Raw genomic sequence first — 14,903 nt, forward strand, 5'->3', positions numbered from 1 at the left:
CGGATGCGATAGGGCGCACATGCTTTCAATCAGCAGATGATGGGATGGATGATACTGACATTTTACGCAAAAAAAGAAATCCTGCTTAAATCTATCGCTTTAAAGGATTGATGAATGAAATCGCCCCACTTATAATATGGGTACATTCAATTCCTCCCAGAAATTTGAAAGGAGACTTGCAGTGCTGCCCTATTCCACCCCTAATCATGATTTTGCCTTCGAACAATCTGTAATCGGTATGGCTTTGGTATCGCTAGATGGAACGATTCTTAAGGTCAATTCGGCACTATGTGATCTGTTGGGTTACTCGCCGCAGGAGTTAACTGCCGGGGCGCCGCAAGAAGAAAACAGCCTGCGCGAGTTATTGGATCGAGTGATTCAGAACGCTAGGGCTGCCCAAGGTCATCAGCCATCCGTCCCCCCGGTTGAACATGCTTACCGTCATCCGTCTGATCGCGAGTTATACCTTAGTGCACGCTGCAGCATTGATCACGATCCGGAGCGGGGGCCCAAGGGATACTTGGTACAATTCGAGGATCGATCGCTGCTGAGGCAGCTCATGAAACAGCTGGAGCAGAAGGAACAGAAGCTGAACGAGAAGGAAAATTCGTTTCTGCAGCTGCTGGAAGAGCTCCCTCTCTCCGTACTCATAACTAAAAAAGGCATTGTGCACTATGTTAATTCTGCCGCGCTCCGACTCGTCAATGCGACGCACTCACATGACGTGCTGGGCATTTCAACCGACGTGATCGTCGACGCATCGTATCATCAAGCATTGATGAAACGCAGGGCAACGTATGCCGAGAGCGGAGAAATCGGAAGCGTCGATTATCTGATACGCTGTCTGGACGGGCAGGAGAAGATGGTCACGGGATTCACGTTAATCATACAATATGAAGGCGAGAAAGCGGCCGTCGGCATCTTCAAGGACATCACGGAGCAGCGAATGGAAGAGGACCGCGTGATGCAATCCGAGAAGCTGACGACCGCCGGCCAATTGGCCGCCGGCATCGCTCATGAAATTCGAAATCCATTGACATCGATTAATGGATTCGTGAAGTTATTGCGATCCGCGGAACGCAGCAACGAGCTTTATTTTGAAATCATCGAATCGGAGCTCAAACGCATCGAGCTCATCGTCAACGAACTCTTGGTGCTCTCCAAACCGCAGGGCGCCCACGTGAGCGGACCCATCGACGTGTCGGCCATACTGGATCAGATCATTACGCTGATGAAGGTGCAAGCCGCTCTCAAGAATATAGAGATCATTCCCCATTTTCCACTGGTTCCGATCTATGTACAGGGCGAAGTCAACCAGCTCAAGCAAGTGTTCATCAATCTGCTGAAAAACGCGATGGAAGCGATGAATCACGGGGGAAGCATCACCTTGGACATTGTGCACAGCGGTCCCGAGGTACAGATTATCGTGCAGGATGAAGGAGTTGGGATGACGCAGGATCAGATCCAATCACTGGGACAGCCCTTTTTTACAACGAAAGACACCGGCACGGGACTCGGTCTCATGATTACCAAGAATATTATTCATAATCACGGCGGTACGATGAACGTGGAGAGCACTCCTGATCATGGGACAACCTTTACGATCCATTTACCTGCATTATAATGCGTACAATCGGAGGACATAGGCATGGACATTCAAGATTCAAACTTACATAAACAATTTGCAATAAACTGCTTCAATCAGGTCTGGGATATCTTGGAGAAGAAGCAGCGGACGACGGAAGACGAAGAGAACATGATTCACATGTGTCATGCTTCCTTTTGGCATTGGAGCCGGGTGGCGGATCATACAGAGCGCAACCTGTCTATCGGGTATTGGCAGCTCTCCCGAGTATACGCGGTAACGGGTCAGGGCGATCAAGCACTGCATTATGCCAAGCGCTGCATCACGATCGGGTCATCGGCTAACCTCGAACCCTTCTACATCGGTTACGGATACGAAGCGGAAGCCAGAGCCTATCTGGTTCTGAGGAACAAGGAGCATGCATTGGCATCCAAGCAAAAAGCGGCAAGTTATCTCGACAGGGTAACGGATAAGGAAAGCCATCAGATGCTTGCCAACGATCTCGGAAGTCTGGACTAACACGCAAACTGCGCATTATCGGATCTTTTATCGAAGGGGTTTCGCCAGATGATAACCGATATAATAAAAGACCTCTCTGCATAAAAAGGGGAGCTTGCTTCTTACGCTTTGGTAAGCGCTCCGTGACGCGGGAGAAGGATTGGCTTCGAGACCCATATCTTCAGCCATCGCCATCGCCCGCTTCATGTGCAGCGGATCGCTCACGATAATATATGAGGACAGCCCTGCCGCATCGCCTATCTTGTTGGCATAATACAGGTTTTGCTCGGTGATCGTCGAACTCGTCTCTACCAGGATATCCCTCTCCGGAACGCCGTGTTCGATGGCATATTGTTTGGCCGCTTCCGATTCGGCTACTTCCTCTTCGGACCCGCGTCCCCCTGTAAAAATGAGCTTGTCTACGTATTGTTGATCATACAGCCATAACGCATGATCGATGCGCCCCTGAAACACAGGCGAAGGTCTCCCCTCCCATACTGCTGCACCCAGAACGATCGCTGCATCGGAGGGAATATTCACCGTTCGCCCTGCATATTTCCAAATCGTGTATCCCACATTAATCGAATAAACCAGCATGATGGCTATCAGTCCCAGCAAAACTCTCAACAAGACGCGCTTTCTTCTGCTTCCTGCTTTCCGCGGCTGCATCAATCGGGTCATGCAACACCTCCAACTTCCACTCGTTCAACTCCAGTCTTCATTTTAGCATCATATGTACAGGGATATAATACAGCAAAGAAGCCTGCAGCTCCATAATGGAGCTGCAGGCTTTTGATTATCCAACTTCCTCTTGGTTCCAACGGACATCAATCCGTTTCATATCCATATAGCGTGACTCTGTTCTTCCCCTTGCTCTTGGCAATATGCATGGCTTTTTCCGTTTCGTCAGTCAAATGGGAAAGACTCAGCATGGAGGTGGGCGTTAGGCAAGCCGCTCCTACGCTTACCGTCATAAATCCGTCTTCCTCCGTTCGGTCCTTGGGGATGCTGAGCGCCAGGACGCCTTGACGTATCTTCTCAGCCACTTCATAGGTTCGGTCGGGATCGGTATCTTTGATCTTCAATATAAAGGTTCCGCCGCCGTAACGCGAAATGGCCGCTCCATAGTATTCGCCTATGATTTTCAGTGCGTCGGCAATCCATTGCAAACATAAATCGCCGCCATATAGACCATGAAGCGTGTTATACACCCGGAAATCATCGATATCGACCATCAGCAAGGCCAGAGAAACCTGGTTCTGAACGCTTTCCTCCCAATCCGTCGCCAATTCTTTTTCGAAAGTAGCCGGATTGGGCAGTTCGGTCAACGGATCTGTTGTCACGTAGCTCTGAAGCTGGTTCAATACATCGGAATATACGCGATCGGGGCCTCCATTCGGGGTACCTTCTCTCAAAATGACCATAATGGACGATTTGCGTCCCTGATGAATGGCTGCCAGCATATATTCAAGCTCCATCCTCTTTCCATCCAGCGTATCAAACCAGCCGCTGCCGGAAACGAGCTGGGCCTGATTCTGATCCATCCGTTTGATTTGCTCTCTTAGACCCATGCGGGAACCATCGCTAGCCAAGGTGTATATTTCAAGCTGGAGCAGTTCCTCCGGCCTCGTTGCGCCAAACAGCGTCTCGGCCCGCGAATTGCAATACACGATGGTTCCCGCCGTTGTCAGTGACAAGAAGGCTACGGGGGAGTGGCCCATAAGCTGCAAATACCGCTCCTCGTTCTCCCTGAATATGCGTGCATTTTGAATGGCCTGTTCTTTGGCTTGTCTTAATTGAAAATCGGTTTGCTTGCGGACAATCGATTTCAATTGGGGGAGAACGCTTAATTCCTGAGCCTTCCATGAGTATGAAGTGCCCTCCACCACCTGCCTCCATTTTTCGAACGATTTTCGAGGGGATAAACGCATTTTATCCTCTTCTTGTATAACGGCTTTGGCCGGATCGCCAGCCCAATCCACGATTTCAACAACCTCCGGCCTGAACCACATGACATAGTTTTGTTGACCTGGCGACAGGGCGAGATACAATACGCCGGAGGCCGCACCCTTGAATGCTTTGGCAGGCTCATACTCTGCGCTGAGTTTCGAGCTGTGGTACGTATAATCCTCTGCTTGGGCGGATAACCAGCCGGCCAGCTCCATGACTTGCTTCGAAGTGGGCGTCGTGCCATACAACATCAAATTGTCCTGGTAATAGACGGCGGCACCGGTAGCGCTCATTAAATCCAGCAAGCCCTGCTCTTCGGTCTCAAGCTGCTCAAGCACCTGATAGACATCGGTGTTGCCGATGAAAATTTCGGTGAAACGGGCGGATAAAATTCGAAGCCTGAGCTCGGTTTGGTAATCATCGAGCTGCTGGCGTTGATACAGTTCGTTGGAGAAAAAGGATCCCAGAAAATTGCACAAGTTGCGGGTGCGGTGAGATACGTATTTTCGGCTGTAGTGATGGCAGGTGATTAATCCCCATAACTGGTTGTCATGGATAAGGGAAATCGTGGTTGTCGCGCCGACCCCCATATTATGAAGGTACTCAATATGAAGCGGCGACACGCTGCGAAGAACGGATAAACTGAGGTTCAGCGGCTTTCCGGTCAAAGGCTGCACGGTGGGGATGATCTCGACCGGCGTATAACCCACGTCAACAATCGTACGCAGCCAATTTCTCAAATACAGTTCACGGGCTTGCCGAGGAATATCCGATGCCGGATAATGATGGCCCAGGAAGGATTCCAGCCCTTGCTCTTTGGCTTCGGCAATCACTTTTCCGTTCCAGTGATCATCGAATTCATACAGCATCACACGGTCATAACCCAGAATGTCCTTCACGAGCTCGCAAGCCACTTGACTTGCTTCAACCCGATTCTCGGTTCGTTTCATCCGACTGAAAAAAGTCTGGATCCATTCAAAATCATCCGTAAAGGGCACGGTATCTTCCGAAACCGGCTCCAGTTCCAGCAGAATCAGCCCTTCGCTTTCGTGAAGAATTCCGATAAACTCAATCGGCTCATCGGCAACCGAAATCGTAAGATTGATATATTGTAAGTCCGGTGTCGCTATTGCTTGAAGGTCTCGGCGAATCATAAGCTCAAATTGCGTTTTTCCGATAAGCTCCTCAAGGCTCTGTCCCAAAAGGGATTCGGCGCTGATCCCGAGCAGCTGTTCCGTATTTCGGCTGCACTGCGCGATCCTGAAATCGTCGATAGGATTAATGGCAAGTAGTACGCCATGGGGCTGAATGTATCCTGGAATGTGAATAGGTTCTTTTTCGCAATTGGTCAGGTCGATCGGTTCATCCGTTACATAATCGCCCTCCGTCAGTAACTTTCGATTAAGTGCATCCTGTTCAGTCATTGCTTATCAACTTCCCTTATTCACAGATTTAAAACCAAATGCCCAATGCATCTCATTGTTATAAAGAGATACATTGGGCACAGCATATTATAACAACAGGTCTATGAAATTGTACGCCATTCAGACTCTAGGATAGCATAGTAATACTCATCCCACCAAACTTCGCCTCGAGGGATACACTGCCTAAAGCAGCCTTCTCTCCTCATGCCAAGCTTCTCCATCACCTTATACGAAGGCGTGTTCTCTGGCTGGCATGTCGCGATGATCCGGTGTATTCCCAATGCTTCAAAGCCATACTGAAGCAAGGCTCCGGCGGCTTCCGTAGCATACCCCATACCGTGGTAGGCTGAATGAAAGACCCAGCCGATCTCGTAAGTATGTTCGCCAAAGCAGGGATGAAACACCATGTGTCCGATCACGCGTTGTTCCTTTTGCAGGATGACGGCATAATGATGCGCCTGCCCGCCCTTGTTCTGCTCCAGAAATTCCTTCACCGTCTCTTCCGTATGGACCGGCTCCGGCATGTAAAACATCACCAAGGGATCGGATGTATATTGAAGAACATCCTGCCAATCTCCTGGTTCAAATTCGCGAATCACTAATCTTTCGGTAACGATATGCATTTGCCCGACTCCTCTTCAAGTTGTATTTCCGTGTCCTCTCTGCTCACACTTCAATACAGGGACAAATGCGATTCGCCGTTTATCCATTTCTTTGTCTTTCCTGATAACGCCGGGTCACCTTCTTTCATGCTGCAGGCTGTTTTTACTTTATTCGACTTTATGTATGAAACTCCTTCATAAATTGTAAAATCACTGGATATTTTGACTTAATATCGATTTGATTTTATCAAAATGCATGCCTTCATGATATAAGCAGAAGCTTAAGAATTCTTCTATCTTGGATAACTTTAAACCTTTGGATGTCGTGTAGGGAGACAAGACGGTATCTTGCAGATGTGTTGTGTACCTCTGTTCGATCCACTGGACTTGACCTTCAAGCCGTTCGATAAGTTCGCTCATGGAAGGCCATGAAGCGTTGATCTCCCTTGGTTTGGAGCCCGTCTGGAACAGCTCGGTATAATGCTCGGGGAGGTGCATGGTCTCGCCATTCACGCCGAACGTAAACCGTTCCAGCGTCAAATAGATATGTCCTGCATTCCACTTCACGTGGTTGTTCATTCCGCTCGGAATCCATTCCGCCATATCATCCGGGATATCCCTTACAAGATTCAAGGTTTGTGCACGTACAAATTCCAAATGTTCAAAAAGGTATGGTCGCATGTACCTCGCTCCTTCTCATCTGATCTAGCATCCGCTTAACCGAGTGTACCCTATATAATAAAAAAGGAATAATACCGATTACGCTTCGTTTCATAAAAAAAATGGATGAATCAGGCGCGAGCCGTTCATCATCCATGGATATCGTAGTGTCTTTCGCGGATATCCGCCTGGATATAGGAAATAAAAGAACGGATGTGTGCGGGTATCGCTTCTAGCTTTTTGGTACACACCCGTATGGGATGCGGGATCGTTACGCCTGTTACCTTTACCTTGCTAAGTTCGCCGGAAGCCAGCTCTGTCTTGATGGATAGAGCCGGGACCAGGGCAGCCCCGTAACCCGCTTTAACCGCCTCAATGGTTTCGTTCAACCCCTCTATCGTGATGGAGGAAAGAGGTCCCCGGATGCCTGAGGCCTCAATCAGAGACATTAACTGTTTTCGTGTGTAACTCCCTTCCTCCCTCAGCACAAAAGGCTCCTCCATAAGCTCGAATCGAGTAACTTCTCTGCCGGCTAGGCGATGAATTGCGGGTACGGCAAAAATCAATTCGTCCTCCATAATCGTAAAGGACTCAATGACCTCGTCTTCTATGGACCAACTGCCGCAAACGATCGAGATATGTACCGAATGATCCCGTAATCGCTGCAGCGCTGTGTTGGAATTCCCTTTCAGCAGCTCCACATCCATGCGTGGATTCTGTTGTTTATATCCAACCAGCCATCCGGGAAGCAAGGCGGTCTCCGGCAGCTCCGTCGCACATATCCGCAAACTTCCCTCCCGGCCAGATTTAATGGCTTGCATCATGTCTTCCATCTCGGCTTCCATCGCAAATAACCGCTGGGAATGCGCGGCCAACGCTTCACCGGCTTCTGTCAATTGAATATTGCGCCCATTCGCCTCAATCAATTTCAAGCCGAGTTCCCGCTCCAGATTGCGGATTTGGGCGGTAACGGCCGGTTGGCTTAACATTAGATTGCCGGCCGATTTCGTAATGCTTCCCGTTTTGGACACATCATTAAATATGCGGAGTGCATGAAGATTCATGGATCCATCCCTCGATTCTTGAACGATTCACTGTGATAAAGAAGGCTTCCGATAAGGTTTGATCGGTTAACGACATCCCGACTGGTGTCAGCGAGTATTTCATTCTATCATGCGGATTACAATAACCATAGGCAAGCCTAAACTTTCGTTCGTCAGCTTGCACAAATCTGTCACGTGCTCCAAGTTCATATGTTCCATGGCTGCCCCCGTCTTCTAGTTAAATAACGGAATCGTTCAGCATGTTTTTCCGCCCGTGCTGCAACATTTCTACAGATCTCCCGTCTATAGAGGTGCAGCAAGTACATTTTACCAATTCGCGCATGGCTTGGCTGTATCCTAGCCTTTAGGATAATCTACACTTGGAGGATACCTATCATGAACAAAATCTACAAAGTATTAACAACCGCTACAATTCTGGCGATGGCAGCACTGCCGGCAGCCGCTAATGCACAGGACGCCCCTCCTGCTTCAGTCCATACGGGGCAAGGCAGCATCGTGAATCAGGCAAAGAAAAGCGTTCCTGGAACCATGGGTTATATAACGGAATACGTAAACGATAAAACGGGCAAATGGATTACGGTCACCGGCCGCGGTCTCGGTGCCACCGATCAACAAGAAATCAAGCTATCCATTTCCAAGGACACTAAAATCATCGATGCCAAAGGAAACAAAGTCCAACTCCAAACGATTGTGGACAAGAACAAAGCAATTAAAGCCTTCTATGGCCCGAACATCACCAAGAGTCTGCCTGCTCAAGGCTCAGCGCTTACGATCATCGTTCAGGATAAAGACTTTGCGGGTATTGATGGAACCATCGCTGAGGTAACCAAGCAAGGCATTCTGGTGGAGGGTACCAATCTGTACAACGACAGTGAAGAGACTATCCTGCTTCATCTGGATCCAAAAGCGACAATCATCAATACAGACGGCAGCAAGCTCAATGCGGGTGGCCTGGAAGCCGGCATGAGCATTCGCGCTTTCTACGGACCTTATGTGGCGTTAAGCATGCCGCCTCAATCGTCAACCAACTACATTCGGGTTCAAGCCCAAGCAGAAGAGCCTGTACAAGAAGAACCTGCCGGCACGAACGGAATCATTACGGACAAGACAGATAACAAAATCACCGTCATGGGTCAGGCACTGGAGGCGGGCGGCGTCAATTACGTCATCCTTACCGTAGACGAAAATACGGAGATCGTCGATGCGAAGGGTAAACCGCTGACGGCTGAAGCTTTGAAAGCAGATCTCCGCATCGAGGCCTATTACAGCCAAGTGATGACCCTGATTTATCCTGCCCGGACTCACGCTGATAAGATCGTGGTTTCGGAAACGACCGCTCCCAAAATCGAAGGCACCGTTGCAGCATCCGACCGCACGACCAAAGACCAGCTGTATATCAATGTAGGCTCCGACCAATCAACGGAGAATGACGTCATTCTTAACGTTACCGAAGACACGCAAGTGATTGCGGGGCTCAGCACGGAATCGGAACTGAAGCCGGGTGCGAAGGTCGTAGCCTACCACTCGCCTATCATGACCAAGTCCATTCCAGCCATCACCTCGGCCGAAGTCATCATTGTTCAATCCGGCCAATAAGGGTTAATCCAAAATAATAGCTATGCAGCAAAAAACCATCGTACGCAGGACTCCTGAATACGATGGTTTTTTAATAGGATATCGATCCGTATCAACTATTCCTCAAACTCCACGTTGTGATAGACTTGCTGAACATCCTCAAGGTCTTCCAGTGCGTCGATCAGCTTCTCGAACTGCGCCTGTCCTTCTTCCGGCAGGGACACAAAATTCTGTGCCAGCATCGTCAGCTCGGCAACGGTAAAGTCCGTTATGCCAGCAGCTTTGAATGCTTCCTGAACCGCATGGAACTGATCCGGTTCAGCGTAAACGATCACGGCTTCTTCCTCTTCCAAGATGTCGCGGACATCCAGGTCGGCTTCCAGCAGCAGATCCATGACTTCCTCTGCCGTCTTTCCTTCCACTCCGATGACGGCCGTTGGATCAAACATATAGGACACCGAACCGCTGACGCCCATATTGCCCCCGTTCTTGTTAAAGGCAGAGCGCACGGCAGGCGCCGTCCGATTGACGTTGTTTGTCAATGCATCGACGATGATCATCGATCCGTTCGGACCGAAGCCTTCATAACGAAGCTCTTCATAGTTCTCGTCCCCGCTGCCCTTGGCTTTATCCAGGGCGCGGTCAATGATCGCTTTCGGCACATTGTATGTTTTGGCACGCTCTAGTACAACCTTCAGCGCACGGTTGGATTCAGGATCCGGCTCGCCTTTTTTGGCGGCAACATAAATTTCCACACCGAATTTCGCGTATACGCGACTTGTATTAGCATCCTTGGATGCTTTCTTTTCCTTAATATTATTCCATTTACGGCCCATACGTTTCGACTCTCTTTCATCATTGAATCTGAAGCCGGTATTCAATAAATACCCCTGTCCATTATATCTCTATTAAGTCCCTTGAACAAGGTTAAGAGCGTAGATCCGGAAAATAGACACATACCCGTAATAATCATCAGGTTCGAAGGCACTTCAAGCGCATGAACCGATGCGGGAAGTGCCTTTTTGGCGAGCGATTTATAGACAACACAAAATATATGTTGATTATTTATAGACAAAATATTATTATGTCTATGTATTAATCAACGAAATGCGCATTCGCTTGTTTTTTACGATGTCCGGCCTGCACAATGCAGGTCACGAAAGGAGAATCATTCATGATGCTTAACAACCCGTATGTCCGAACCGTTGTGTTCTCACGCGTACTCTTGAACCTCGGCATTTGGGTTCGCAACTTCGCCATTCTGTTATACGTTACGGACATGACAGGCAATAATCCTGTGTATGTATCTCTCATTTCCGTAGCCGAATTTGCCCCTATTTTCTTGTTTGCCTTCATCGGCGGTACTTTCGCGGACCGCTGGCGTCCTAAACGTACCATGGTCCGTTCGGATGTTTTGTCCGCGTTATCGGCATTTCTCGTGCTGATCGCCGTTCATAACGGGTCGTGGCAGGCATTGCTGGTACTGACGTTCTTCTCTGCCACCGTTTCACAATTTTCCCAGCCCTCGGCGATGAAGCTGTTCAAACAGCATGTGCCCGCTGAACAGCTGCAATCCGTAATGGCCATGTTTCAATCCATGGTTGCCTTCTTTACGGTCATCGGCCCGATCGCAGGCGCATTTGCATACCAGAAGTACGGCATTGAAATATCGCTGATCGCCACAGGCGCCCTATTTCTGGGTTCTGGCTTGATTCTGACTTTATTGCCTCGCGATATGCTGGAAGAGACACAATCCAAGCACCAGAATCTCCAGCAAGAACTTATCGAAGGTCTTCGTTATGTATGGAGTAATCAAACGCTCCGAACACTAGGTGCGACCTTCGCCGCCGCTGGCTTGGCATCGGGACTTATCCAGCCGCTCGCGATTTTTGTGACGATTGAGAACCTCGGGCAGGATAAATCATTCTTGCAATGGCTGTTAACCGTCAATGGGGCGGCGATGCTGGTCGGAGGGGGATTCGTCATGGCATTTGCCAAGAAAATAACCCCTCAAACCTTACTGGCTCTCGGACTGACCGTTAGTGCTATCGGAAACCTCGGTATCGGCTGGTCAACAAACATCATGTTTACGCTGCTGCTTCTGGTGCTTAACGGATTCTTCTACCCCGCCATCCACATTGGAATCAACACCCTGATCCTAAACAATGCGGAGGGGCCATATATTGGTCGGGTGGGCGGCGCGCTTACCCCGATCTTTATGGGCATGATGGTGCTGGGCATGTCGCTGGGAGGATTGCTCAAAGACCAGCTGTCCCTGTTCTTCGTCTATGCGGTCAGTGCACTCTTGCTCCTCACAGGATCGGCGTTACTGATCCCATTATTTAAAAAGAAAACGAGCACGGCCGGCGTATTGGAGCAATGAGCAGCGAAAAAGAGCCGCCTCCCATTTTGAAGTGCCCCCCTTAGAATAGACATTGGAAAACCCCCTTGGTTATTCCGATAAATTCTAAGGGGTGCATTTTTTATGGCAAAGAAAGGTCAAAAGTATAAATCATATTCAGATGAAGTGAAAAAAGAGGCGATTCGCCTTCATGTTGAGGAAAAGTGGACATATAGGCGAATTACCGAGCACTTTGAGATTCAAGATAAAGATCGTGTAAAAAAGTGGATGCGAAAGTATCGGGAATTAGGTGAGTTTGGATTATTGGATCAGCGAGGAAGACGAGAAGAATATTTGGATCAAGATCGCTATGTCCAAAAGCTAAAAAGGGAGAATGAAATGCTAAAAAAGTGCTTGGAAATCTGGATGAAGGAGGTAAGAAAGAAAGCTTCGCCATGATCGAACAAGCAGCAAAATCAGGGCAAGTAGCTGAACTGTGCCAGTTCATTGGTGTTTCTAGAAGTGGCTATTACGCCTATTTAAAGCGTAAAGAGAACGACCGGGATGCCGAAGACAAACGGCTGATCCGCAGAGTATACAAACGCTACGAAGGAAAGTATGGTTACCGACAAATCCAACTGTTCCTGTGGCAGGATCACGGTGTGTGGATGAATCACAAAAAGGTGCTACGTCTCATGCAAGAACTTGGGCTCCAAGCTAGCATTCGCAAGAAGCGCCAATTCAACATGGTATACAAGGCCGCGGAGCGTGTGGCGGAGAATCTGCTTAAGCGTAACTTTACGGCGGAGAGACCAAACCAAAAATGGGTAACGGATATAACCCAATACCGGGTGGGTGAGCGTTGGCTGTATCTCTCGGCGGTAAAAGACTTATTCAACAACGAGATTGTGGCCTACCAGCTCAGCGAGCGTAACGACAATGAATTGGTTCCGCAGACGTTCGCCAAAGCGTTTGCTAAGCAAAAAGACGTGACCGGATTGGTCGTTCACAGCGACCAAGGGTTCCAGTACACGTCTCATGCCTATCACGACATGCTGCCAAAGGTTAGCGCCCAAATCAGCATGTCTCGCCGGGGCAATTGCCTAGACAACGCCTCCATGGAGAGCTTCTTCTCGCATCTCAAAACGGAAGGGCTCTATCCTTATGATATCCGAAATCTAGCGGAGGCACAAAGCCGAATTGAGAAATACATACGATTTTATAATCGAAGACGACCACAGCGCAAATTAAATAAACTGACGCCGGTAGAGTACCGACGCCAGTTTACAGCCTAGGTGTTTTTTCAATGTCCACTAAATGGGGTCTTGACCATTTCGAGAGGCGGCTCTTTGGTTTGAAATATGGGGCGAGACGGACAATGAGGTGCGATGAACGTAACAAACCGGAGTTCTTCTTTAAGAAGGGCTCCGGTTTGTTAATAACTTAGTAGAATTACGCGTGAAATTGTTGACCGTCCAATACTTCCTTCACGTAACCGGCGCGAATGACATAATCGCCCAAGCGCTCGCCGATCTCGCGTTCTTCTGCGTACTGCTTCATGATCTGGCGAAGGGAGTCCAGAATCTCAGCCTCCCCGATGTTCTCTTTATAAAGCTTGTTCAGCCGGTGTCCGGAGAATCCGCCGCCCAGGTACATATTGTATTTGCCCGGTGCCTTACCGATAAACGCGATTTCGGCCAGCATCGGTCTGGCACAGCCGTTCGGGCATCCTGTCATTCGAATGACGATGTCCTCTTCGCTCAGTCCGTTCTCTTCCAGGATCGGATCGATTTTATCCAATAGCGTCGGCAAATATCGCTCGGATTCGGCCATGGCCAATCCACAAGTCGGCAAGGCTACGCATGCCATGGAATTTCTGCGCAGCGCAGAATAATGATGGCCGTCCGTCAGCCCGTAACGCTTGATGAGTTCTTCAATCTTCTTCTTTTTGTGGCTGCTGATATTGGCAATGATCAGATTCTGATTGGCCGTCAATCGAAAATCGCCATTATGGATTTGGGCGATTTCGCGAAGACCCGTCATCAGCAGGTAATCGGCATCGTCTTTCACGCGCCCGTTCTGGATGAACAGCGTGAAATGCCATTTGCCGTTGCTGCCTTTTACCCAGCCGTAACGATCGCCGTTATGATCGAAATGGAACGGCTTTGCCTCCTCCAGCTTCCATCCCAGACGGCTGGTCAGCTCGTTAACGAACCAATCGATTCCGCGGTCATCAATCGTATATTTGAAACGAGCATGCTTGCGCACTGCGCGGTCTCCGTAATCACGCTGAATCGTCACCGTTTTCTCGGCCAAGTCCACGATCTGCTCGGGTTTGCAGAATCCGATGACTTTCCCCACTTGAGGATAGGTTAGCGGATCACCGTGCGTCATTCCCATGCCGCCGCCTACCGAGACGTTAAAGCCTTTTAATTTGCCGTCCTCCACGATCGCTATGAAGCCGAGGTCCTGGGAATAAACATCGACATCGTTGGAAGGCGGCACGGCCATCCCAATCTTGAATTTCCGCGGCAGGTACACCGGGCCGTAGATCGGCTCCTGTTCCTCTCCATTCTGCGCGCTGTCCACGATCTTCTCGCCGTCAAGCCAAATCTCATGATACGCACGCGAACGCGGATCGAGATGACTGCTGAGCATGCGTGCCCACTCGTATACCTCCGAATGAATTTCGGATTGATCGGGGTTCGGATTGCACATGACATTACGGTTAACGTCACCGCAAGCGGCCAACGTGCTAAGCATGGCTTCATTGACTTCTTTAATGGTTCTCTTCATATTCCACTTCAATACACCGTGGAGCTGGAAGGATTGACGCGTTGTCAATCTAATCGTGCCGTTTGCATACTTCTGGGCTACGCGGTCCATCATCAGCCATTGCTCCGGCGTGACGACGCCGCCCGCTGCGCGTACGCGCAGCATGAACTGATAAGCGGGCTCCAGCTTTTGCTTGTGCCGTTCGTTTCGCAAGTCCCGGTCGTCCTGCATATAGCTGCCGTGGAATTTCATCAATCGGTTATCGTCTTCGGGAATCGATGCCGTAATGCGATCCTCCAATGTTTCTATAAGACTGCCCCGCAGATAATTGCTTCGACGCTTGATGTCCTCGACATCGCTATGCGGCGCACTATTCGGTGATACAAGGTTATTATCAGACATGTTCCTTTTCTCCTCTCGAAAACCACA

Annotated in this window: 13 protein-coding genes; 6 read left to right on the forward strand and 7 right to left on the reverse strand. The window is 49.3% G+C overall.

Going from position 1 to position 14,903, the window contains the following annotated elements; all coding sequences use genetic code 11:
* Positions 1–181 precede the first annotated feature (181 nt).
* The gene (locus P0X86_RS18960) at positions 182–1,624 is read left to right on the forward strand and encodes a PAS domain-containing sensor histidine kinase (protein WP_277746200.1); all 1,443 of its coding nucleotides are present in this window, start codon (positions 182–184) and stop codon (positions 1,622–1,624) included.
* A gap of 24 nt (positions 1,625–1,648) precedes the next feature.
* Positions 1,649–2,104, forward strand: a complete 456-nt coding sequence (locus P0X86_RS18965; protein WP_277746201.1) for a hypothetical protein — start codon at positions 1,649–1,651, stop codon at positions 2,102–2,104.
* Between the two features lie 27 nt (positions 2,105–2,131).
* Here P0X86_RS18965 and P0X86_RS18970 read toward each other — a convergent pair whose 3' ends face one another.
* The 5 genes from P0X86_RS18970 to P0X86_RS18990 form a co-directional block, all read right to left on the reverse strand.
* Positions 2,132–2,764: a YdcF family protein gene (locus P0X86_RS18970; protein WP_036660916.1), complete on the reverse strand. Its 633-nt coding sequence runs from the start codon at positions 2,762–2,764 to the stop codon at positions 2,132–2,134.
* A 146-nt stretch (positions 2,765–2,910) separates the two neighbouring features.
* Positions 2,911–5,457 carry a diguanylate cyclase domain-containing protein gene (locus P0X86_RS18975; protein WP_277746202.1) on the reverse strand — a complete coding sequence of 849 codons (2,547 nt, stop codon included), beginning with the start codon at positions 5,455–5,457 and terminating at the stop codon, positions 2,911–2,913.
* Positions 5,458–5,558: 101 nt separating this feature from the next.
* Positions 5,559–6,080 (reverse strand): GNAT family N-acetyltransferase, encoded by a 522-nt coding sequence (locus P0X86_RS18980; RefSeq protein WP_192571505.1) that lies wholly within the window; start codon positions 6,078–6,080, stop codon positions 5,559–5,561.
* 189 nt (positions 6,081–6,269) lie between these two features.
* Positions 6,270–6,740 carry a DinB family protein gene (locus tag P0X86_RS18985; RefSeq protein WP_192571504.1) on the reverse strand — a complete coding sequence of 157 codons (471 nt, stop codon included), beginning with the start codon at positions 6,738–6,740 and terminating at the stop codon, positions 6,270–6,272.
* Positions 6,741–6,868: 128 nt separating this feature from the next.
* On the reverse strand, positions 6,869–7,783 hold the full coding sequence (locus P0X86_RS18990) for a LysR family transcriptional regulator (RefSeq protein ID WP_277746203.1): 915 nt from the start codon (positions 7,781–7,783) through the stop codon (positions 6,869–6,871).
* 375 nt (positions 7,784–8,158) lie between these two features.
* Between P0X86_RS18990 and P0X86_RS18995 the strand changes: the two genes are divergently transcribed.
* The gene (locus P0X86_RS18995) at positions 8,159–9,379 is read left to right on the forward strand and encodes a peptidase (RefSeq protein ID WP_277746204.1); all 1,221 of its coding nucleotides are present in this window, start codon (positions 8,159–8,161) and stop codon (positions 9,377–9,379) included.
* A gap of 95 nt (positions 9,380–9,474) precedes the next feature.
* Here the strand turns inward: P0X86_RS18995 and P0X86_RS19000 are convergent, their stop codons facing one another.
* Positions 9,475–10,194 (reverse strand): YebC/PmpR family DNA-binding transcriptional regulator, encoded by a 720-nt coding sequence (locus tag P0X86_RS19000; RefSeq protein WP_009596040.1) that lies wholly within the window; start codon positions 10,192–10,194, stop codon positions 9,475–9,477.
* A 338-nt stretch (positions 10,195–10,532) separates the two neighbouring features.
* On the opposite strand from P0X86_RS19000, the gene P0X86_RS19005 reads away from it, so the two are divergent.
* From P0X86_RS19005 to P0X86_RS19015, 3 genes are all read left to right on the forward strand, one after another.
* Positions 10,533–11,741 (forward strand): MFS transporter, encoded by a 1,209-nt coding sequence (locus P0X86_RS19005; protein WP_277746205.1) that lies wholly within the window; start codon positions 10,533–10,535, stop codon positions 11,739–11,741.
* 102 nt (positions 11,742–11,843) lie between these two features.
* Positions 11,844–12,158 carry a helix-turn-helix domain-containing protein gene (locus P0X86_RS19010; protein WP_277746115.1) on the forward strand — a complete coding sequence of 105 codons (315 nt, stop codon included), beginning with the start codon at positions 11,844–11,846 and terminating at the stop codon, positions 12,156–12,158.
* Complete coding sequence (locus tag P0X86_RS19015) at positions 12,155–12,994, forward strand: IS3 family transposase (protein ID WP_277746206.1); 840 nt, start codon at positions 12,155–12,157, stop codon at positions 12,992–12,994. Before P0X86_RS19010 ends, P0X86_RS19015 begins: the two co-directional genes overlap by 4 nt.
* A 157-nt stretch (positions 12,995–13,151) precedes the next feature.
* Here P0X86_RS19015 and cysI read toward each other — a convergent pair whose 3' ends face one another.
* Entirely contained in the window at positions 13,152–14,876 is a 1,725-nt protein-coding gene (gene cysI / locus P0X86_RS19020) for an assimilatory sulfite reductase (NADPH) hemoprotein subunit (protein WP_277746207.1), read from the reverse strand.
* Positions 14,877–14,903 lie beyond the last annotated feature (27 nt).

The organism is Paenibacillus sp. BR1-192, assembly GCF_029542445.1.
GTDB classification, from domain to species: Bacteria; Bacillota; Bacilli; order Paenibacillales; family Paenibacillaceae; genus Paenibacillus_AQ; species Paenibacillus_AQ lautus_A.

Bases quoted from the DNA above. Each gene is read 5' to 3' on its own strand.
- P0X86_RS18965 (WP_277746201.1), top strand. From the start codon at position 1,649: ATGGACATTCAAGATTCAAACTTACATAAACAATTTGCAATAAACTGC.
- P0X86_RS18970 (WP_036660916.1), bottom strand. From the start codon at position 2,764: ATGACCCGATTGATGCAGCCGCGGAAAGCAGGAAGCAGAAGAAAGCGC.
- P0X86_RS18975 (WP_277746202.1), bottom strand. From the start codon at position 5,457: ATGACTGAACAGGATGCACTTAATCGAAAGTTACTGACGGAGGGCGAT.
- P0X86_RS18980 (WP_192571505.1), bottom strand. From the start codon at position 6,080: ATGCATATCGTTACCGAAAGATTAGTGATTCGCGAATTTGAACCAGGA.
- P0X86_RS18985 (WP_192571504.1), bottom strand. From the start codon at position 6,740: ATGCGACCATACCTTTTTGAACATTTGGAATTTGTACGTGCACAAACC.
- P0X86_RS18990 (WP_277746203.1), bottom strand. From the start codon at position 7,783: ATGAATCTTCATGCACTCCGCATATTTAATGATGTGTCCAAAACGGGA.
- P0X86_RS18995 (WP_277746204.1), top strand. From the start codon at position 8,159: ATGAACAAAATCTACAAAGTATTAACAACCGCTACAATTCTGGCGATG.
- P0X86_RS19000 (WP_009596040.1), bottom strand. From the start codon at position 10,194: ATGGGCCGTAAATGGAATAATATTAAGGAAAAGAAAGCATCCAAGGAT.
- P0X86_RS19005 (WP_277746205.1), top strand. From the start codon at position 10,533: ATGATGCTTAACAACCCGTATGTCCGAACCGTTGTGTTCTCACGCGTA.
- P0X86_RS19010 (WP_277746115.1), top strand. From the start codon at position 11,844: ATGGCAAAGAAAGGTCAAAAGTATAAATCATATTCAGATGAAGTGAAA.
- P0X86_RS19015 (WP_277746206.1), top strand. From the start codon at position 12,155: ATGATCGAACAAGCAGCAAAATCAGGGCAAGTAGCTGAACTGTGCCAG.
- cysI (WP_277746207.1), bottom strand. From the start codon at position 14,876: ATGTCTGATAATAACCTTGTATCACCGAATAGTGCGCCGCATAGCGAT.